This window comes from Desulfoscipio sp. XC116 (assembly GCF_039851975.1).
Lineage (GTDB): Bacteria > Bacillota > Desulfotomaculia > Desulfotomaculales > Desulfallaceae > Sporotomaculum.
Map to the genome: position 1 here is coordinate 2911261 of NZ_CP156660.1, position 21468 is coordinate 2932728.

Genomic DNA, 21468 nt, shown 5'->3' on the forward strand with positions numbered 1-21468 from the left:
ACAAAGCTTATTCGGCCATAAGCCGGCGCTTTTGCCGCAAGTCCCAAGGTCACTCCAAAGCCTGTTAAAACTCGTGTACTATACGATCGCGCAGCTCGGCCACCTTGCTATCGTTAAACCGGTCCACCGTACTGAGGTAACCCGTAATGCGGCGCACCCGCCGGATAGCCTTGGACCCGCAACGGGGACAAACATCTTCATTAATAACGCCCAGAGTATTGCAACCCATGCAGAAATCTACCGGAAAATTCACTGCGGCATAGCCCATGTCGCATTCCCTCATATGCCTGATGATAGCTTCCATCGCCTCGGGATTATGCACCGGCGGCGAGGCCATTTCCACATAACTGATGTGCCCGGCATTGCAGTATTTGTGGTAAACCCCTTCCAGGCTGATTTTATCAAAGCTGGAAATGGGAAAATCAACCGGTACATGAAAAGAGTTGGTGTAATACTCCTTATTGGTCACGCCCGGAATAATACCGTAATCCTTGCGATCCAGGGCGATAAACCGGCCGCTCAAGCCTTCCGCCGGAGTGGCCAAAAGCGTGTAGTTAAGGTCATATTCCTCGCAAGCCTCGTCAATGCGACGCCGCAAGTGGGCCACAATTTGTTGACCCAATGCATGGGACTCGCTGTCTTCCCCGTGATGCCGGCCGGTCAAGGCCGTCAGCGTCTCAGCCAGCCCGATAAAACCAACCGACAAAGTGCCGTTTACGATAACCTCCCGAATGGGATCACAATCCCTGAGCTTGCCGGAATTCAGATACAACCCCTGCCCCATCACGAAAGGCATATCCTTTACTTTTAACTTGGCCTGCACTTCAAACCGGTGGTACAGCTGGCGAATAGCCAGGGTCATCAGTTTATCCAGCGAATGGAAGAATTTATCCATATCCCGCTCCGCCTGAATAGCCACCCTGGGCAAGTTGATAGTGGTAAATGAAAGGTTGCCCCGCCCGTCGGTCACCGCCGGCCCCCGGCGGTTGGCCATCACCCTGGTGCGGCAGCCCATGTAGCTTACCTGGTCGCCCCACTCCTTGTTGAAGCTGGCGTCCATAAAGCTGAAGGTTGGGTTGAGCCGCTTGGCCGCCACCCGTAAAGCCAGCTTAAACAGATCATAGTTGGGATCGCCAGGATTAAAGTTAACCCCTTCCTGCACACGAAATATAATATTCGGGAAAATAGGGTTTTCACCCCGGCCCAACCCGGACTCGTAAGCTAAAATCAGGTTTCTCGTTACCCTGCGGGCCGCCTCGGAAGTTTCAGTGCCTACGTTAAGGGAGCTAAAAGGGACTTGAGCTCCGGCGCGGCTGTGCATGCTGTTGAGGTTATATACCAGGGCCTCCATGGCCTGGTAAGTTTCATCATCGCTGGCGTTTTCCACATAGGAGGCAATATCACGGTCAAAAAAAGCAAAGGATTGCCCGCCATGCATGTCGTTCTGAGAACTTTGCAATATGATGGCCGCCAAGGCAGTAGCTGAGTTAGGCCGTTTGGGCGGGCGAATATAACCGTGCCCATTATCAAACCCCTCGGCCAAAAGCCGCCCCAGTGGGATTTGCACACAAGTTAATGTTTTTCCGTAAAAATCCAAATCGTGAATATGAAAATCCCCCCGCTGGTGGGCCTGGGAAAATTCCTCGGGTATCAGCCTGGTGAGATAATATTTCTTGCTGGCCGCGCTGGCTATTTGAAGCATTTTAGCCGAAGGGGAATTGCTGATATTAGCATTTTCCCGGCTGGTTTCTTCCAGTATTTCCTCCACCACATCCATCAGGTCACTTTTAGCATCCCTGATGCGCGTACGCCTGTCCCGATGAAGAATATATGCCTTGGCAGTCCTGGCGTGACCCGCTTCAATGAGCACCTTTTCCACCATGTCCTGCACTTCCTCCACGCCGAAGATAGTACCGTTATATTTTTTCCTTAGCACCTTCAGCACTTCGATAGTGAGTTCCATGGCCGTTTGCCTATCTTCACCGCCCACTGCCCGGGCCGCTTTAAAAATAGCATCGGTAATTTTGGTGTCGTCAAAGAGCACTTCACGCCCGTCCCGCTTCCTGATAACCTTTAACAACTAGTTAGCCTCCTCAAGTCGCATTTATATTTTGCACATACTATATATAACAACGCATTGCATAGATCAATGTGCGGCGAACCACGGTTATATACTTAACCGCCGGTTATTAATTATCTTTAATCAGCTGCTCTATTTCCCGCATAAAGCCCTGGACATCCCTAAACTCACGGTATACCGAGGCAAAGCGGACATAAGCCACCTCGTCTAAATCCCGCAGCCGCACCATAACTTGCTCACCTATATCTTTGCTTTGTACTTCCCTATCCGTAATGCTTTTTAAATCTCTTTCGATTTCACCAACCATCTCCTCCAATAAAATAATAGGTACGGAACGCTTCTGGCAGGCCGTAATCAGACCGGCCAGCAGCTTTTGCCGGTCAAAATATTCCCGCCGGCCATCTTTTTTTACCACCATCAACGGCAGCTCGTCCACCCGCTCGTAAGTGGTAAACCGCTTACCGCACTCGCCGCATTCCCTGCGCCTGCGCACTGAATTACCTTCTTCCGCGGGTCGGGAATCCAATACCCGGCTGTCAAAAGTACCGCAATAGGGGCATCGCACATCAACTCACCGCCCATGCTTTAAATTAGAACAAAACAATACATATAGTATTTCTTGACACTTAATTATACTAAACTTTGTTGTTAAAGCCAAAAAGGGAAACTGCCGTCAAAAACTATATTTTAATCATTTTGCTATACCTTGCTAAAAGAGAAACTTAAAAACACAAGAATACATAGTTTTTGATTAAGGTAAAAACAGGACTCCCACTTATAGAAAGCGGGAGTCCTGGAATTTGATTAAAAACCCCGGTAACGCCGTACGCGCCGGGGATTGGTGAGGAAAACACAAATACCGGACAAATGCCTTTACCGGTTGATATAATTATTACCATTTTTCTTTAATACCGCCGTGCAGTTCAGCACCCGACAGATTAAAAGACAGATCCACCAAAATAACATCGACGCCAATTTTTTTGATCTTTTGCCAGGGCACTACCAGTTCTTCTTCACGCCCGATAAAACTCATAAGCTTTCCACCGCCGCCCCCGCCGTGTCCGGGCAATATAATAGCGTTGATGCGCCCCTCATCCAAATTGATATCTATATCCTTTATGGGACCGAGACGGCGCCCGTCCGCCACATTAACAACTTCCCGCATACGCAAATCGGAGATTTTAACCATCTAAAACACCCCCATACATATGTATATGAGGGTATCAGTTTAATCTGAACGAAAAAAGTCCTCTTCATAAAATAAATTGTTTTGGTTATAAGCATATACCGCATCATCGTCCGGCGGCGCGGCCCCGTGCACCGGCACCGCCAAAAGGACTGATAAGGCAATCGCTAACCAGACCGGTTTTTTAAGCAAGCACAGCACCTCCCGGAAGGTTTAACCGCCTGCCTGTATAATCACACATGTTTACGCATATGGTGCAGAGCCGCTTTTTCCAATCGGGAAACCTGAGCCTGGGAGATGCCAATTTCCTCGGCCACCTCCATTTGCGTTTTACCTTCATAAAACCGCAAAGTAAGGATTAATTTTTCGCGATCGCTGAGCTTGCGCAGAGCGTCCCGAATGGCGATACCCTCCAGCCAGGTTAAATCCAAATGTTTTTCATCGCTGATCTGATCCATAACAAAGATGGGGTCACCGCCGTCATGAAAGATAGGCTCAAATAGAGAAATGGGTTCTTGAATAGCGTCCAGAGCAAAAACAATTTCCTCCCGGGGCATTTTTAGCTCACTGGCAATTTCATTAATGGATGGCTCCCGGGAGTGTTTGTTAACCAGTGAATCGCGTACCTGCAAAGCTTTATAAGCTACATCACGCAATGAGCGGCTCACCCGTATGGGATTGTTATCCCTTAAATAACGCCTGATTTCGCCGATTATCATAGGCACCGCATAGGTGGAGAACTTTACGTTCTGAGATAGGTCGAAATTATCAATAGCCTTCATCAGACCGATACAACCCACCTGAAATAAATCATCCACATATTCACCCCGGTTGGTGAATCGCTGAATAACACTGAGCACCAGCCGCAGGTTGCCGTTGATCAGCCGGTCGCGGGCTGGGTAATCACCGTTTTGCAGTGCAATAAAAAGTTCTTTCATCTTAACACTGGATAGAACCGGGAGTTTGGATGTGTTTACGCCGCAAATCTCAACCTTGTTGACCAGCATGGACAGACCATCCTTTCCCATGACATATGCTGAGCTCAATTTCATTATTACCTCGGGATTGGTGATTTATACATGCCGCCGGACCGGCTTACTCCATGCGATTGATTTCCTTCTTCAAACGTTTAATGATTCTCTTTTCCAGTCTGGAAATATAAGATTGGGATATACCCATCATGTCCGCCACTTCTTTTTGGGTTTTTTCTTTGCCGCTTTTAAGACCGAACCGCAATTCCATTATCCCTCGCTCCCGGCCGTTTAATTTCTGTAAAGCCAGGTGGAGCAACTTGCGATCAACCTCTTCTTCTATATACTTATGGATAATATCATTTTCCGTACCCAATACATCCGAAAGCAGCAGCTCATTGCCGTCCCAGTCGATGTTCAGCGGCTCGTCAAAAGAAACCTCGGTCCTGGTTTTATTATTTCGCCGCAAGTACATCAATATTTCATTTTCAATACACCGGGAAGCGTAAGTGGCCAGTTTAATTTTCTTAGCGGGGTCAAATGTGTTTACGGCCTTTATTAATCCAATGGTACCGATAGAAACCAGGTCTTCGATACCAACCCCGGTATTTTCAAATTTACGGGCTATATATACCACCAAGCGCAGGTTTCTTTCAATCAGTACGCTGCGCACAGCACCGTCCCCCGACTCCAGCTTATTAATCAAGTAAGATTCCTCATCTGTGGTTAGCGGAGGCGGCAGAGCTTCGCTGCTGCCCACATAGTAAACATCCGATTTCAACCCCAGCCGCAGCAGTATCTTTAACGCTGTAATACGCAGGAATAATCTCATTCTCCCAAGCAGCATTAAACACTCTCCCCCCGAATAAAATTAAAAAGCTTACAATAAACCGGCGGGCAGCAAAGCCCGGCATGAAGTGTCACCCTGCAGGCAGTCCCGGTAAAGGGCGACCACTACATTGCCAACTTTAATATGGTTACTTCCGCGCTTAAGCTCCACCTCATCAGGGCGAAAACCAAGCAGCCAACCGTTTTCCCGCCCTACCGACCGATAGGGTATAATACGAAAGTTACCCGCCCGAATGTTTTCACCCAGCGCAACAAGCACGGACGCACCATCGTCTCGCCCGTGAGACTCTACCGCGGCACACACTTGATCGGGCAATATTTCCTTTATCGCTGCATACTCGGCAATAATCACCGGGTGACCGGTGAGTGGATCGCTGAGGCTGTTACCTGTATCAAGCAGCGCTTGCAGGCAAACTTTCCGTTCGCCCAGGCGTATTGTTAGATCAGCTCTGAGCAAAGGCAGCATTAGACGCTTACGCAACACCGCGGGAACTACCCGGCCCAAAAACCAATACATTAACAAAGCCAGCAATATGCCATACCACAAAAAAGCATCCACCGCCTGCATAACACCGACGAGCCGAACGTCAAAGGCGGTTTTTTGCAGGAAGCTGATAATCCCCAGCACGGTGCCGCCCAACGCAAAGGTACTGATATAAAAGTAAGCCAACAGCACCAGTACCTTTTTAGGCGGCCCGGGCACAAAGACCACCGCCACCATTAAAAAGGATACCAACAGCTTATAACCGGGTCCCAAATACCCTTCCATAGCCGGGATAAACAAGAATAGCGAGTACAGGGCGCCCACCGCGGCCCCGGCCAGCAGCCGCCACCGGCTGTAAGCGGTATTTCCCAGTCTGGCCGTGACCCATAGAATCATCATATTCATTACCAGACTGCCAATAAAAACCTGGTCTATATATACTACATAAGATGGCATTGGTTTCCCCCAACACAGCGAGGCAAAAACCTCTGTTACATAAATATGGCCTGTACTTTATAGTTATGATAATCACGGCAAATAAAAAAGCCCCGACTCTATTATACACGTCAGGGCTGGTAAAATTTGTTATTAAGTGTCGCACACCGTGCATTTCTCTTCGACATTATCTCCTACGCAAAAAAGCCGGAATATCCAAATCGTCATGGGTAGTGAAAGGTTTAGATTCGGGCCTTTCATCGGCAGCCTTTTGCTTTTGCGTATTGGTGTACTGTTTATAATCAAAACCCGTGGCAATTACGGTAACCCGCACTTCGTCTTCCATGCGTTCATCCACTACCGCGCCAAATATAATATTGGCCTCCGGGTCCGCCGCCTGGGCGATAATCTCCGCGGCCTCATTTACTTCAAACAAACCCAGTGACGTACCGCCGGTAATATTAAGCAAAACTCCCCGCGCTCCCTCAATGGAGGTTTCTAAAAGCGGGCTGGAAATAGCCGCCCGGGCCGATTCCACAGCCCGGTTATCGCCACTGGAATGCCCGATTCCCATCAGCGCGGAACCGGTATCCTTCATAATAGTCTTTACATCCGCAAAGTCAAGGTTGATTAGTCCCGGCACGGCAATTAGGTCGGAAATACCTTGCACGCCCTGCCGAAGCACATCATCGGCAATGCGAAATGCCTCGACAATAGAGGTATTCTTCTCCACTACCTGCAGCAGTCTATCGTTGGGTATAGTAATTAAAGTATCCACCTTTTCCTTAAGGTTTTGGATACCTTGCTCGGCCTGCAGCATACGCTTTCTGCCTTCAAAGGTAAACGGTTTGGTAACCACACCCACAGTCAGGGCGCCCATTTCCTTGGCTATTTCAGCCACCACCGGCGCAGCTCCGGTACCCGTACCGCCACCCATACCGGCGGTTACAAAAACCATATCGGCGCCACGCAGCACCTGTTCAATATCGTCTTTGCTTTCCTCTGCAGCCTTCTGGCCGATGTCCGGATTTGCCCCGGCCCCCAGCCCTTTAGTCAGCTTGGCGCCAATTTGTATCTTAACGTTGGCCAGAGCCATTTGCAGCGCCTGGGCATCGGTATTCACCGATATAAATTCCACACCCTTTAAACCGGCGCTGATCATCCGGTTAACAGCATTGTTGCCGCCGCCGCCCACCCCAATCACCTTGATATGCGCGTATTGATCCAGGTCAAGTTCGAAATCCAGCATCAAAAAATCCTCCTTCTCGGAGATTGATAATTTTCGTAGTTATTAGAAGTATTAGCGAAGCCAACTCTTAAAACGACCGACAAACCCCCCCTCAGCCATTCGCATTGCCTCACAGTTCGCCTGTCCATGCTCAGTTCCCCAGAGAGCCAGCCCAACGGCAGTGGTATATCGATAAGCATCCTCGGACGCTTTTCCCTCCAGCAGCACGTTATACCCTCTGCGCACAGGTATCTTCAAGTAATCCCGCGCCAATTCCGGTAATTCACACAGCAGGGCTCCTCCCCCGGTTAGAACAATCCCCCCGGGCAGTGACGCCTCCAATTTCAAATTTTTAATAAATTGTTTTACAAACTCAAGTATTTCCTCACTTCTCGACCTGATAATTCTATGTACCAGTTCACCGGAAATAACATTACAGTCTGTTCCCGACAAATTTGGAACATTTACATGACCGGCGATCGAACCTAATCCATAATCAATTTTTACTCTTTCAGCGGCCTTTAGAGAAGTATGCAGCCCCACTGCCAGGTCAGCGGTGATATGACCGCCCCCCACGGGAAATACGTTTAAACGATACAGTATACCGTGGTTGATAAAAGTCGCTTTGGTTATACCGGCACCAATATCCACGCACACTACACCCAATTGTCGCTCTACCCCCGCCAGCACCGTTTGAGCGATAGCCAACGGACCGGCCACGGTTTGAGCAATTTTCAGGTCTGCGTTACGCAAACACAGCAAAGTTTGTTCCATCTGCCTCTCAGGAACGGCCAGGACCACGGCCTCCATACCAAGCTCTCGACCCCGACAACCCAAAGGCCTGTCAACATGCTTGCCATCTATATAAAAGCTGTTATTAACCAGTTGTACAACTAGCCATTCCGCCGGTAAAACAGTTTCACACAAATGCCGGTACAATTCTTGCAAGTGTCTCCGGGCAATTACCTGCCGCCTGGCAATTGCTCGCTTTACATTGCCGGGCCCGGCAGCCAGCTCCGGCCCGTCAATGTTTACATAAACAGAGGTAAAGGCTACCCCGGCGGCGGCCCTGGCATCAGCCACGGCTTTTTTTACAGCCGTCGCGGCTTCTTCGGGATTAACTATACGGCCCTTTTCCACGCCCACCGAGGGGGAATAACCAAGGCCCAAAAGTTCCTGTTTGGCCCCGTAACCGTTTTTTAGTACAGCCACGTATATCCCGGATGTGCCAATATCAAGACCAACCGCCACATCTTTTTGAACTGTCCCGGCCAAGCAGGCCTACCTCCCCACCTTTACTTATATTGTAAATTCAACATCCAGTAATAATTCCCTTTTTATTTATTAATTTTATTTTTTAAAATGTGACGGCGAATAATGGCCAAATTCTGAAACAGCCGCACACCAAAAGCTACAACTGCAGCAAGATAAAGATCAATACCCAACCGGTCACCGATAAAAGTAAGTCCGGCCGCCAAGAGTGCGTTACTAAAGAATCCAGTGACAAATATGCTCTGGTCAAATTTATCCTCAATAGCAGCCCTGATACCGCCGAAAACCGAATCCAGTGCCGCCAGTGCTGCAACAGACATATATTTGGCGTAGTCCTGCGGTAAAACCACCGGTATGTTAAATCCAATCATTACGCCGACCCCCAGGCCCACCAAAGCTAAAATGATACCCATCCACATAAGACATTGTCACCCGCCGTTCCCTTAGATCTATTCTGAAAAAAGCTCAGGTTACTTTCTTCCGGTATGCTTGCAATTGTCATTGCGAACGCAAGCAAAGCAATCTTCAAACCGCGTAAACAGCCCAACATGAGATTGCCGCGCCGCTTCGCTCCCCGCAATGACGGACTTTAAGCGTTACAGATTTTATTCAAAAAGTTTCATCGCCTCGCAATTATCTCTTCCCATAGGCAGGTAAAGTTAAATCATCGTATTTTTCCAAAGACACCTTAATACCAATATCCCGCCAGTGTTCCTTCAGCCCCTCGGGCATCTCCAGGGTACCCATGAGCTCCTGTGGATTGCCAATGGCCAGTATTTGGTAAGGAGGAAACACCCGATTTAAATTTATGTTGATAAAAGACCCCGCAAGTCTGATTTCAGTAGTAGCAACAATACGCTCCCCATTGATGGATATTGCCTCCGCCCCGGCACCCCACAGTTCATTAACCGCGTTTAACAAATCCTCGTCCCCAATGATCATCATTAACTCAGGTGGCGCCTGGTCATCGTCCATGTCGGGTTTATCCAGCACCAATTCAACTCCGGGGCCGCTTACCCTAACCAACCCCGCGCTCATGCGCGTTTTGTTCAACTCGCTTTCCAGTGCACTGACAGCCTCGGCCTGACCCTGATCTATCTGGTTTATTTTAAAAGTCAGGTCGCTGATTTCTTTGGATAGGTTTTCCTCTTCCTCTTTTATTTGCTTTAATTCTGCGGTTAGCTCCCGGGCACGGTCAATGGATATGCCGTTTGAAGCTCGGTTAACCGTACGAAACTGCAGGGCCAGCATCAACCCCAATACTGCGGCAACCAGCATAATTGAAGCATATATACTAATTTTTTGGGGCACCGGCAAACCACCTCCCGTATCACATCTTCAATTTCGCATAATTAAACACCAAACCGCCCGTATATGCGGGAACAGCTAACTTGTCCACCTTTTTAACATCTACCTCAATACCAAAAAATTGCAAGTAATCGACTACTCCGTTTTTCATTTTTAACGAACCGGCCAGAGTTTCCGGATTGCCTATCGCAGAAATGACAAACGGGGGACTAAGCCGCTGATTCTTGTTTACTAATATGGTCGGCCCGATACAGCGGACCTCCGTAGTGGAGATAATTCGCTGCCCGTTAAGGGAAATGGCCCGGGCCCCGGCTGCCTTAAGCTCATTTAATGTGCGCAGTACATCTCCGTCGTGCAGCACGTAAAAGTTGGGGTTATCCCCGGGCTGCAGGGCTTTACTGCTATCGTTGAGCGTCACCTCCACACCGGCGCCCCGCACTTCCTTCATGCCTGCTTCCTGGCGGGCCTTATCCAGCTCCTCCTTTAGCTTGGATAACTCCGGACCGGTTACCGCACTGTCCAGTTGATTCCGCAAATCATCCACTTTGACCTGTAATTGATCCCTTGAATCGCGGGCTTTATCCAGTTCCTGAGCTAATGTAATAGTTCTGTCCAGATCCGGTGTATTCTCAGCGATATCCCTGGTAACCCGGAATTGTACCGCCAGTATAAACCCCATGACCAACCCGACCAGAACCATTATCCAGTAATATGACTTTATTTTCATGCCAGCTCCCCCAAAATAACCTGCCTTTAATCTTTGTATTTCACAACCGGCGAATTAACAATCGAGAAATCAACATACTCAATATTCTTATCTCCTGCTTGTAATTCCTTTATTACCTGTAAAAAATAATTACCTTTGACAGCCACGTTTTCCGGCATGCCAAGCTGACATTCTATACCTTCCAATGTATACAGCGTTATCAAGCCCACGTTGCCAACGTGCACCTCGGACAGGCTGTTCCTTAATTGCACGCCCAATTCCTGCACCACCCGCAGGGCAACATCCAATTCCTTTCCTTTAACTTTTTTACCCGGCCCCGCAGCCTGCACATTTATTCCGGTAACCACAGGCAGTCCTGTGGCGGCGGCACTGCCCGCACGCAGATAATAACCCTCCGCATCCAGCTCCACAAATTTTCCGTCCACCACCACCAACGCCACAGGCACCCGCTCGACAACTTTAATAATTATGTTATCGGGAAAGTTTCTAATAATATTAACACCCTTAATCATGGGCAGCACATTTACCTTAGCGGAAGCAGTGTGCAAATCCGCTTTGAAAATATTCATTCCCGTTACAATACCCGATACCTGCACTATCTCTCCAGCGGTCACCTTATTATTTCCCTGGACAATTATTTTAGATATTGTAAAGATAGGTGATTGCAATAAAATATAGGCTGCCAGCAGCACAATAAAAATTAAAAAAAAGCTCTGCCATAAAATAAATTTTTTCTTTTTATGTACGGCACGTACCGGGCCTGCCACCATAACTTGTCCCGTTCCTTTCCATCAAACAATATCTTCCGCACCCCATGCCGCTATAAACTACAGATCCGGCTATAAAAGGTGTATTGTTCATGAGCCCCCTAATCGTCTTCAATATCTAAATTATAAAACACCTCGCTAGTCTTGTCCAAGAAAAAGTATTACTCAACTGCCAGCAGATGAAAATTAATCATTATTACATATAATACGCTTATCTTCTTTATCTTGAAAGCATAAACACTTTTTCCCCGTGGCTTTCAGAACTTCACTGGACGGGCTATATCTGCTCTTAATTCCATAACTCCTGCAGCCATTGGGAAATCTGGCATCCCAAGTTATGTAATAATGTTTGCATTTTCTACAATTCACAGTCCCCGGCAAACGATCCCTTCACCCCCATTAGCTCCCGGCAGGCGCCGCCCCGAATTAACTTTCCTTATTCGACAAGTGTATGGATAATGGCGTTTATCCAAGATTACCGTCACCTAAGCTCCGGTTATTTGCCATTGTTCTACAAAAACGCACTAACACCTTTAATAATCCGGACATTACCCCAACACATTTATAAATCATGGAAAAACACATTTTAATATACGTTTTAGCACTATACGTATGCCCATTTGCATATCAGCCATTATGTAATTTATGTGCCCACCTTGGACAAAATCTTAGTGGAGGTGATAATTATGAACAAATTTATAGTACGGGGACCGGGCATGAGATGCAACGAAATTACCGCCAACAATTTAGATGAAGCATTGAATATGGCCCAAAGTCAAAACCCCGGCAAACAAGTGGCCGCCGACGCAGCAGAAGTAATTTACGTATGCGAATCCGGTGAGGACCCTGATTCCTGTCAACTCAGGCTAAGCTAGTCCGGCAAGTAATTGCGGCCAGAAAACGAATATTATCCAGGGTTTATCTTCACAGCATTAACAGGTATAAAGATTGATTATAACCACACAATAATGTTGGACTCTCAATAATCCAACAGGGGGGGATGACAGTGGTACGCGAAGGCTTGATACCCACTGTTTTAGGCGCGGCGGTTACCACCACGGGGCTGGCCCTGCGCAATGTAAACCCGATGATCGGATGGGGTATAACAGGCTTTGGATTGGCACATATTATTTTGGGTTCCATTGACCTTGTTCAACACAACCCCAACCATATTAGGTAGACGAGAGTTCAAGAAAGGAAGCCTAAAACGCTTCCTTTCTTTTTGTATAAAAAAGCGGTGTATCCATTTTTATGCATCTGAATAAAATAATTCCAAGCATTTCTAGCCCGGCAGTTCATACAATTGACAGAGGTGATATATAATGGAATGGTTTACGTCTATAACCTGTGCTCTGTTGGGGTTGGTACTCACATTGATATTTTTAACAGATCTGATTAATATTATTAGCACCGGAGTGGCAGCGCGCAAGAAACTTTTTATTTGTTTGATCAAGTTATTGACGGCTTTGCTATTATTACATATCCATTTCGAGATAGACATTTGAGTTAATTGTTTCAGCAACTCTGCTTTATCATGCGTATTAATCAAGTAACCAGACTCCACCTCCGGTTGTAGCTGAAATAATTAAATTCCACCGGGAACACTCCGCAAATTTGCGGAACATCCCAAGTTTTGTTTTCCGATTTGAAATCGGAAAACCTGTAAAATTGGATACCGCAGCTCCGCGCTTGTCCCCCATAAAACCAAAAAAGAGTCCACATTAACTGTGTACTCGAATAATCCGCGCCCCCAGAGCGTTATATTTATTTTCCAACCTTTCGTAGCCGCGGTCTATATGATCCACCTGGTCAAGCACCGTGCCGTTTTCCCCCGCCATAGCGGCCAGCACCAGCGCGGCCCCGGCCCGCAAATCACTGGCCTCCACACAGGCACCCGACAGACCGGGTATTCCCCTGACAACCGCCGTGTGACCCTCCAAACGAATATCCGCACCCATCCGGCGCAGTTCCATCACATGTTTGTAGCGGTTTTCAAAAATGGTTTCACTAATCACACTGGTTCCATCAGCGAGCGTTAAAAGGGCCATGAATTGCGGCTGCATGTCAGTGGGAAAACCCGGGTAGGGCATAGTTTTTATATCAACCGCCAGTGGTTTCTTATCCGCCGCCACCCGGACCAGGTCATCTTTCACCTCCACGTATACTCCGGCTTCCCGCAATTTATTAATTACGGGCTCCAGGTGTTCCGGGATGACATTGGCTACCAGTACATCCCCCCGGGTAATGGCGGCCGCTACCATGTGGGTGCCCGCCTCTATGCGATCGGGTATTACAGTGTATTCCGCCCCGTTTAATCCGTCAACACCGGTTATTTTTATGGTATCGGTACCCGCGCCTTTAACTTGCGCGCCCAAGCAGTTTAAAAAATTTTGCAAATCTACTATCTCCGGCTCACGGGCGGCATTGCGAATCACTGTCTTTCCTTCGGCAAGCACTGCGGCCATCATCAGGTTTTCCGTAGCCCCAACGCTGGGCAAATCCAGATATATTTCACTGCCCTTAAGCTTCTCCGCCTGGGCGGTAATATAGCCGAACTTTTCCTTAATCACCACCCCCATGGCCTGCATGCCCTTTAAATGCAGATTCATGGGCCGTGAACCAATGTTGCAGCCACCCGGGTAAGAAATTCTTGCATACTTATAACGACTGATTAAAGGTCCCAGCACCAGGTTGGAAGCTCGCATACGCCGCATTAATTCCTCTGATACATCCTGGCAGCCAACCCCTTGCGTATCAATATGCATAACATCCTTTTCCCAAACTACACCGGCGCCAAGATAGACCAGCAGCTCGCTCATCACTGCCACGTCACGCAGGCGGGGCACACCCCTGATAGTGCACTTTCCGTCCAGCAACAGGCTGGCCGCTATAATAGGCAGCGTGGCGTTTTTGGAACCGCTAACCTTTACGGTACCGACTAAACGATTGCCGCCCGTGATCATAAATCTCTGCAATTATTCATCACCTCCGCTTAAAACTCGCCCAGCTTCTGCACCTCCAGTACAAGTTTGATACCACATTTTTCTTCCACCACATTCTGGACCCGCCTTATTATCTCCAATACATCACCGGCAGTACCGCCACCGAGATTAACAAAAAAGTTGGCATGGCGCTGTGAAACCTGTATATTTCCCACCCGCATCTCTTTACAGCCGGCCAGTTCAATCAACCGCCCCGCGGAATTACCGGGCGGGTTTTTAAAAACACTGCCGGCATTGGGATACTCCAATGGCTGAGTCTGTCTGCGCCGGGCTAGGTAGAGTTCCATCCTTTGCTTGACCTCCTCTGCCCGGTCGGGCCTTCCCTCCAGAACAACATTCGCCACAATAATATTCCTCCGGGCCAGACAACTTCGACGGTAGGCAAAGATCAGATCATGCGCCTCAAATGTCAAACTGTTACCGGCATAGTCAAAAGCCGTTACCCGCCTGACCCGCTCCCCAATAGCACAACCATTAGCTCCCGCATTCATGACCAAAGCCCCGCCAACCGTACCCGGTATGCCGGCTAAAAATTCAAATCCGGCCAACCCGGCCAGCATGGCTTTCCTGGCCAATAAGGGCAGCGGTACACCGGCGCCGGCATGGATCATACAGCCATCCACATTAATATCCGCGAGACCCGGACCAATTTTAATCACCATACCACGGATACCTTGATCAGCAACCAACAGATTGGTTCCATTACCGATAACAGTGACCGGCAAGTCATTTTCTCGCGCATATATTAAAGCCCGGCGCAAATCTTCTTCATTCCGAGGCTTAACCAACAGGTCGGCGGGTCCCCCAATGTGCCAGCTGGTATGTTTACTCATAGGCTCTTGCAAGCATACCGGGCAACTAATGCTTTGCCGCAATTCTGCGTGGAGTACCGTATTTGTCAACTATATACGCTCCTTTAACCTATTTACCAGTGCTTTACCGGTTTTCCAAACATCACCCGCACCCATGGTAAGCACCAGATCGCCTTCCTGCAACATCCCAGCTAAATAATCAACAGTTTCCTCTCCGGCGGCTAGTTGGAGCGGACGCACTCCCTTGTTATCATGGACGGCATCTACAATTAATTGAGCCGTTACCCCGGCAATGGGCTTTTCCCCGGCACTATATATGTCGTTTATGATCACTAAATCAGCGGCATTAAAACAAACCCCGAAACGATCGAACAATAATTGTGTTCTGGTATACCGGTGTGGTTGAAATACAGCAATAATCCTTCCGGAATGCACCTGCCGGGCTGCTCGCAGCGTGGCGGCAATTTCAGTGGGATGGTGGGCGTAGTCATCAATCACGGTAATCCCCTTTTCCCGGCCAAGCAGTTGATACCGCCTGCCGGCCCCCCGAAAGCATTTTAAACACTCAGCCACATCGCTATAGGACAAGCCAATATCACGACATGCCGCCACCACCGCCAGCGCATTGGCTAAGTTATGACGGCCGGGCACCGTCAGTTCAAGCCGACCCAAATGCCGCCCCTTAAAAAATACCTCTCCCGCAGACCCGCTTGCATCCACCCGAATATCCCGCAAAGTATAATCGGCAGCCGGGTTATCCAGAGCATAAGTCACCGGCTTCCCTGTACAGTCCTCGGCTATCGCCCTGATCCGCTCGTCATCAAAACAAAGTACCGCCGTACCGTTAGCGGGTATTTTGTGTATAAATTGCCGGAAAGCATCGACGATTTCTTCGACTGAACCATAATGGTCCAAATGATCGTCCTCTATATTGGTAACTATTGCCAAATAAGGCTGGAGTTTCAAAAAGGAACGGTCACTTTCATCCGCTTCCGCCACCAGGAATGGGCCCCGTCCAAACTTGGCGTTCCCGCCAATATCAGTCAATTCACCTCCGATTAATATTGTGGGATCCTGTTGGCATTTTTCCAAAACCAGCGCCAGCATGGCGGAAGTAGTGGTTTTACCGTGCGCGCCGGCCACTGCCAGACCCTTTTGCCGATTCATTAAAAGACCCAGCAAATCCGCCCGGTGGATTACCGGCACACCCTTTTCCCCGGCTGCCTGCATTTCGTCGTTTTCAGCATTTATAGCTGTTGAATATACCACCAATTCGGCATCACCGACATGGGCACCTTCGTGCCCCTTGTATATGGCGGCACCCCTGGCCTTAAGCCGCTCAGTCACCGGCGTGCTGTTAATGTCGGAACCCCGGACATCCAAGCCCAAATCCAATAAAACCCTGGCCAGCCCACTCATTCCGGCACCGCCGATTCCTATAAAGTGTATCTTATCTGGAATATCCTGCACCCGCTAATCAGCTCCTTCCTGCACCCTTTTGGCGCATATACGACAGTCGGGAGAGAAAGATACCTTATATTATGCTTAATATAAACAAGGTGTTACATACTATCCAAAGCATGCAAACTCCCGGGCCTGTCCATTTCTGTCAGAGTATTAACTACAGCTGCACAGCCATGAATAACCAGCTGTTTTATCTAAATTATTTCCTGAACAAGGTTAATAATATCATCCAAAGCGTGGGGCCTGCCCAACCTGCCGCTGGCCTCGGCCATAATTTTCAGCCGATGGCGGTCAGCAAGCAGCTGTTTAATTTTCTCCACCAAACAAGGGCCGGAGAAATCGGCGTCTAAAACTACTTCAGCCGCACCCCGGGATACCAGTGCCCGGGCATTATGCTCCTGGTGATTGCCTGTGGCATAGGGGAAAGGCACCAGCAAGGCAGGTACACCCCGAACAGTAATTTCAGCCAGAGTGGCGGCACCGGCCCTGCTGACCACCAGATCCGCCGCTGCCATAGCCTCGGGCATCTCGTACATATAAGGAACCACGGTAATATTATCGGGCATATCCCGCCCCAGACCTTCGTTCTGCAGCATGTCCATAAATTGCTCGTACTGACCGCTGCCGGTTACATGCAGCAAACGCAATTCCGGTATACCCGCCAAGTACTGGAGTGCCTGGGCCACCGCCCGGTTTAGGGTGCGCGCCCCCTGACTGCCACCGAAGGAAAGCACCAACAGCTCGCTTTGATGCGCTCCGAATTTTTCCCTGGCCCGCTCCCGCCCGGCGGAAATTATTTCATCGCGCACCGGCAGCCCGGTAAGATACACCGAGGCCCGGCGGGGAAAAAATGTTAAAGCATCCTCAAAAGTAACCGCCACCCGGTCAACCGCGCGGGACAAAATCTTATTGGTAACGCCCGGCAAAGCGTTTTGTTCATGAATTAAGGTGGGTATTTTCATCCTGGCGGCAGCCAGCACCACCGGTCCGCACACATAACCGCCAGTGCCCAATACCGCCCGGGGAGCAAAATCGCGGATCAGCCGCCGGGCCTGCCGATAGCCGGCCCAGGCTTCCAAGGGCACTTTCAGGTTATGCCGGGAAAGGCTGCGTTTAATACCCACCGCCCGGACGGCATGGAACTCATAACCCGCCTTGGGTACGATATCGGCCTCCAGTCCCCGGTTGGTGCCGATATACATAATCGCACAATCCGGAAAACGCTTTTTAAGGCCGCCCGCGATGGCCAGCGCCGGGTATATATGGCCCCCGGTGCCGCCGCCGCTTACAATAAATCGCAAATATTTCACCCCTTTACTTCCGGGAAGTATACCTGGAAATATTCAATATAATGCCCACGCCCATCAGCGAAAAAATCAGTGACGTGGAACCAAAGCTGACAAAAGGCAGAGTGATGCCTGTAACAGGCAATGACCCCGTCACCACCCCTATATTGACAAAGGCCTGCAGCGCTATACCGGATACCAGACCGGCGGCCAACAGGCTGCCAAAGGTATCAGAACAGGTAATAGCCACCCGAAAACCTCTCCATACCAGTAAAATAAACAGCAGTATTACCAGGCAACCCCCGATAAAACCCAACTCTTCGCCAATAGCGGCAAAAATGAAGTCGGTATGCCGCTCGGGCAGGAATAAGAACTTGGAATGCCGCCCCTGCCCCAGCCCCATACCAACGAGTCCTCCTGAAGCCAGAGACATTAAAGCATTTAAAATATTCCAGCCCGCCCCGGTAGGGTCGGCCTCGGGGTCCAGAAAAGCGGTAAATCTGCTCATCCGGTAAGGTTCAAAGTAAATAGCCGCCGCCACCGCGGCAACACCCAAGCCCGCCAGTCCCGTCAAGTGCCCACCCCGGGCACCGGCGGCAAACAGCATGATAAATATAGTGCCGCAGAGCGTGGCCGCCGTGCCCAAATCCGGTTGGAGCAATATCAATAACGAAGCCAGCCCGGTTATTATTAAAAAGGGCATCAATCCCGCACTTAAATTTTGAATACGCTCTTTTTTCTGAGCCAGGCCATAGGCCGTAAAGGTAATAATAAATATTTTAACCAATTCCGAAGGTTGGAAACTAATAAACCCTAAGTCTATCCAGCGTCTGGCACCCAGGACTGCCATACCGATACCCGGTATCAGCACCAGTAAAAGCATAATAAAGGCAGCTACCAGCATCAGCCCCACCCAGCGTTTCAAACGATGATAGTCGTAGTTCATCATAAATAACATAACGCCAATGCCCAATGCCGCACCAAATAACTGACGCTTAAAAAAGTGAAAGGGGTCGCGAAAAGGACCTTCCGGGTCGCCGGCGAAGTACGCGCTGGCACTGAACACCATAACCAAACCAATACTTAAAAGCATCAGCACAGTCAAAAACATTATAAAGTCCGGTGCTCCCCTGCGCATACGCATACTACAACCTCCTACAAATCAGTTACAATCTCCTTGAACAGGTCGCCCCGCTCTTCAAAGTTTTTAAACATATCCCAGCTCGCGCAGGCCGGCGACAACAACACCACCTCACCGGGCCGGGCCGAGGTGCACGCCATCAGTACCGCCTCGCGAAAGCCGGGTGCCCTTAATATATTGTTACAGCCCGCCGCCCGGGCGGCCCGTTCCACTTCATCCGCACACTCACCCAGCACCACCAGCACCCGCACCTTTTGTTTAACCAGCCGGGCAAATTCGGTAAAATCACTGCCCTTATTACGCCCGCCAGCCAGCAGGACAATGGGCCGGTCAAAGGCCTCGAGCGCTTTGATACTGGCATCGGGGTTGGTTCCTTTGGAATCATTGACAAACAGTACCCCGTTCTTTTGCGCCACTGTTTCCAACCTGTGGGCCACCCCGGGGAAAGAACGCAGGGTACGGGCCAATACCAAAGGCCGCACCCCAAGCGCATGGGCGGCCGCTACCGCGGCCAGGGCGTTTTCCAGGTTATGCAATCCGGGAATAGCCACATCACCGACCGGTAAAATATCAGTATCCATATTTCTAAAGCGGACCGTAATCATATCCCCGCGGACAAGAACTCCCTCTTTTAAATTATGCCTGTGACTAAAAAATATGACTTTGCCACAGGTAGAATCAGCCAGCGCCCTTGTTCCCGGGTCGTCATAATTAAGCACGGTAAAGTCATCCGGCCCCTGCCGGGCAAAGATGCGGGCTTTGGCTGCGGTGTAACCATCCATAGTGCCGTGGCGATCCAAATGATCGGGGGTAATGTTAAGCAGCACTGCCACCCGGGGACGGAAATGGTCCGCCGTTTCCAGCTGGAAACTGGAAACCTCGGCTACGATTATATCCCGGGGACCGTATTCCTCAACCACATCCACCAGGGGCAGTCCAATATTACCCCCTACCATGGTACGCAGCCCCGCGGCCCTAAATATTTCACCAACCAGCGTAGTGGTAGTGGTCTTACCGTTCGTTCCCGTAATGGCCACCATCGGAGCTTCGGCAAAACGGTAAGCCAGTTCCAGCTCACCCAGCACAGGGATATGGCATTGTCTGGCTGAAGCCACCGGCAGCACGCCCGGGGACACACCGGGGCTGACTACCACCAGATCAAACACGCCTTCCCGCACAACAGGATAGCTTCCCAACTCGGCTTGCATACCGGCATTTAGCAGTTCATCAAGCACACCGCAAAATTTTTCTTTATCCCGATTATCAGTGAGCACCACCGCAGCGCCTTTGCGCAATAGAAAGCGGGCTGCCGCGATGCCGCTTTTGCCGGCCCCCACCACCAGAACCTTTTTATCCTTAATGTCCATAGGATTACCTTCTTTCATTTGAGCCTCGTGACTTATTTAAATCACTACCACGCTGCTTTTGAGTATTAACACCCGGCACCGGCGGCTGTGATGCCAATTGCCTAAAATCCGTATAGTCCCAGGGCCGCAAAAAAAATTGATGCCAGCCAGAAAGTGCGTACTACCCGCCGTTCACTCCAGCCGCCCAGCTCAAAATGATGGTGCAAAGGACTCATGCGGAATATGCGCCTGCCGAAGACTTGAAATGAAAACACCTGCAGTATCACCGAAACGGCTTCCAGTACATAAATACCGCCGATAATCAGCAAAAAAAGCTCGGCACCGGTAAGCACCGCCGCCGCACCCATTGCACCGCCCAGGGCCAGTGAACCCGTGTCGCCCATAAAAACCCGGGCCGGGTATCGATTATAGAATAAAAAACCCAGACACCCCCCGGCCAGTGCCGCCATAACCAGAGCCACGCCCGGTCTGCCGGACAGCGTCCCTACAAACACAAAAGCGGACGCAGCTACCACAGTTACACCGGCCGCCAGGCCATCCAGGCCATCAGTAAAATTTACAGCGTTGGTCGTACCCACCACCACCAGCACAACAAAAGCAACATAAAGCCAAGTGCCTAATTCCAGCACCACCTGGTGGCCGGTTAACAAGCTGCCAAACGGCACCGCAATGCCGGTATCACGGCCCAGCGCCGTAATGGCCAGCACTCCCAGTAATGTGGCCAGCAAAATTTGGCCCAGCAGTTTTTCCCGGGCCCGCAGCCCCAAAGACCGCTTTAGGGCCACTTTAATAAAGTCATCTATAAAACCAATTAATCCATAACCAAAGGTTATACCCAATACCACTAAAGCATCTTGATTATGACCGCCGACAATCAGCCCCGCAACCAGCACTCCGGTAATAAATATCACACCGCCCATAGTAGGCGTACCGGCCTTGGCAAGGTGACGGGAAGGACCGTCGCTGCGGATGTTCTGGCCAAATTTAAGCCGGCGCAGCAGCGGAATAAAGATCGGCCCCAGGGCCAGGGTCACTGCCAGAGCAATCACAAATGCCCGTATGATATATGGATTTGAAACTATGCTCATC

Annotated in this window: 22 protein-coding genes; 2 read left to right on the plus strand and 20 right to left on the minus strand. The window is 49.7% G+C overall.

All coding sequences use genetic code 11. The annotated features are described in order from the left end of the window. Nucleotides 1–64 precede the first annotated feature (64 nt). The 13 genes from nrdD to ABDB91_RS14015 all read right to left on the minus strand — a co-directional run bounded on the left by nrdD (nucleotide 65) and on the right by ABDB91_RS14015 (nucleotide 11310). Entirely contained in the window at nucleotides 65–2080 is a 2016-nt protein-coding gene (gene nrdD / locus ABDB91_RS13955) for an anaerobic ribonucleoside-triphosphate reductase (protein WP_347488315.1), read from the minus strand. 109 nt (nucleotides 2081–2189) lie between these two features. After that, entirely contained in the window at nucleotides 2190–2645 is a 456-nt protein-coding gene (gene nrdR, locus ABDB91_RS13960) for a transcriptional regulator NrdR (protein ID WP_347488316.1), read from the minus strand. A 327-nt stretch (nucleotides 2646–2972) separates the two neighbouring features. Further along, on the minus strand, nucleotides 2973–3269 hold the full coding sequence (locus tag ABDB91_RS13965) for a YlmC/YmxH family sporulation protein (RefSeq protein WP_347488317.1): 297 nt from the start codon (nucleotides 3267–3269) through the stop codon (nucleotides 2973–2975). A 39-nt stretch (nucleotides 3270–3308) separates the two neighbouring features. Next, nucleotides 3309–3458 carry a hypothetical protein gene (locus ABDB91_RS13970; protein ID WP_347488318.1) on the minus strand — a complete coding sequence of 50 codons (150 nt, stop codon included), beginning with the start codon at nucleotides 3456–3458 and terminating at the stop codon, nucleotides 3309–3311. Between the two features lie 41 nt (nucleotides 3459–3499). Further along, on the minus strand, nucleotides 3500–4273 hold the full coding sequence (gene sigG, locus ABDB91_RS13975) for an RNA polymerase sporulation sigma factor SigG (protein WP_347491611.1): 774 nt from the start codon (nucleotides 4271–4273) through the stop codon (nucleotides 3500–3502). An 88-nt stretch (nucleotides 4274–4361) separates the two neighbouring features. Then, nucleotides 4362–5084, minus strand: a complete 723-nt coding sequence (gene sigE, locus ABDB91_RS13980; RefSeq protein ID WP_347488319.1) for an RNA polymerase sporulation sigma factor SigE — start codon at nucleotides 5082–5084, stop codon at nucleotides 4362–4364. 33 nt (nucleotides 5085–5117) lie between these two features. Beyond that, nucleotides 5118–6026 (minus strand): sigma-E processing peptidase SpoIIGA, encoded by a 909-nt coding sequence (locus ABDB91_RS13985; RefSeq protein ID WP_347488320.1) that lies wholly within the window; start codon nucleotides 6024–6026, stop codon nucleotides 5118–5120. A 166-nt stretch (nucleotides 6027–6192) separates the two neighbouring features. Then, nucleotides 6193–7254, minus strand: coding sequence for a cell division protein FtsZ (gene ftsZ / locus ABDB91_RS13990; protein WP_347488321.1), 1062 nt, complete (start codon nucleotides 7252–7254; stop codon nucleotides 6193–6195). Nucleotides 7255–7305: 51 nt separating this feature from the next. Beyond that, a complete protein-coding gene (ftsA, locus tag ABDB91_RS13995; RefSeq protein ID WP_347488322.1) occupies nucleotides 7306–8508 on the minus strand; it encodes a cell division protein FtsA in 1203 nt (400 codons plus the stop codon). Nucleotides 8509–8570: 62 nt separating this feature from the next. Further along, complete coding sequence (locus tag ABDB91_RS14000) at nucleotides 8571–8924, minus strand: small basic family protein (RefSeq protein WP_347488323.1); 354 nt, start codon at nucleotides 8922–8924, stop codon at nucleotides 8571–8573. Nucleotides 8925–9138: 214 nt separating this feature from the next. Further along, entirely contained in the window at nucleotides 9139–9816 is a 678-nt protein-coding gene (locus tag ABDB91_RS14005; protein ID WP_347488324.1) for a DUF881 domain-containing protein, read from the minus strand. A 19-nt stretch (nucleotides 9817–9835) separates the two neighbouring features. Then, nucleotides 9836–10540, minus strand: coding sequence for a DUF881 domain-containing protein (locus tag ABDB91_RS14010; protein WP_347488325.1), 705 nt, complete (start codon nucleotides 10538–10540; stop codon nucleotides 9836–9838). A gap of 26 nt (nucleotides 10541–10566) precedes the next feature. Next, a complete protein-coding gene (locus ABDB91_RS14015; protein WP_347488326.1) occupies nucleotides 10567–11310 on the minus strand; it encodes an FtsQ-type POTRA domain-containing protein in 744 nt (247 codons plus the stop codon). 683 nt (nucleotides 11311–11993) lie between these two features. Here ABDB91_RS14015 and ABDB91_RS14020 point away from each other — a divergent pair. Beyond that, entirely contained in the window at nucleotides 11994–12182 is a 189-nt protein-coding gene (locus tag ABDB91_RS14020) for a hypothetical protein (RefSeq protein WP_347488327.1), read from the plus strand. A gap of 125 nt (nucleotides 12183–12307) precedes the next feature. Further along, entirely contained in the window at nucleotides 12308–12487 is a 180-nt protein-coding gene (locus ABDB91_RS14025; RefSeq protein WP_347488328.1) for an asparagine synthase, read from the plus strand. 541 nt (nucleotides 12488–13028) lie between these two features. Here the strand turns inward: ABDB91_RS14025 and murA are convergent. The 7 genes from murA to mraY all read right to left on the minus strand — a co-directional run bounded on the left by murA (nucleotide 13029) and on the right by mraY (nucleotide 21467). Beyond that, complete coding sequence (gene murA, locus ABDB91_RS14030; protein ID WP_347488329.1) at nucleotides 13029–14282, minus strand: UDP-N-acetylglucosamine 1-carboxyvinyltransferase; 1254 nt, start codon at nucleotides 14280–14282, stop codon at nucleotides 13029–13031. Nucleotides 14283–14299: 17 nt separating this feature from the next. Beyond that, entirely contained in the window at nucleotides 14300–15211 is a 912-nt protein-coding gene (gene murB, locus ABDB91_RS14035; RefSeq protein ID WP_347488330.1) for a UDP-N-acetylmuramate dehydrogenase, read from the minus strand. Next, nucleotides 15212–16591: a UDP-N-acetylmuramate--L-alanine ligase gene (murC, locus tag ABDB91_RS14040; protein WP_347488331.1), complete on the minus strand. Its 1380-nt coding sequence runs from the start codon at nucleotides 16589–16591 to the stop codon at nucleotides 15212–15214. It abuts the gene before it with no gap. Between the two features lie 188 nt (nucleotides 16592–16779). Beyond that, nucleotides 16780–17886, minus strand: coding sequence for an undecaprenyldiphospho-muramoylpentapeptide beta-N-acetylglucosaminyltransferase (gene murG, locus ABDB91_RS14045; RefSeq protein WP_347488332.1), 1107 nt, complete (start codon nucleotides 17884–17886; stop codon nucleotides 16780–16782). Between the two features lie 13 nt (nucleotides 17887–17899). Then, entirely contained in the window at nucleotides 17900–19015 is a 1116-nt protein-coding gene (gene ftsW, locus ABDB91_RS14050) for a putative lipid II flippase FtsW (RefSeq protein WP_347488333.1), read from the minus strand. Between the two features lie 11 nt (nucleotides 19016–19026). Further along, nucleotides 19027–20379, minus strand: coding sequence for a UDP-N-acetylmuramoyl-L-alanine--D-glutamate ligase (murD, locus tag ABDB91_RS14055; RefSeq protein ID WP_347491612.1), 1353 nt, complete (start codon nucleotides 20377–20379; stop codon nucleotides 19027–19029). A 101-nt stretch (nucleotides 20380–20480) separates the two neighbouring features. Beyond that, nucleotides 20481–21467 carry a phospho-N-acetylmuramoyl-pentapeptide-transferase gene (gene mraY, locus ABDB91_RS14060; RefSeq protein WP_347488334.1) on the minus strand — a complete coding sequence of 329 codons (987 nt, stop codon included), beginning with the start codon at nucleotides 21465–21467 and terminating at the stop codon, nucleotides 20481–20483. Nucleotide 21468: the final 1 nt, after the last annotated feature.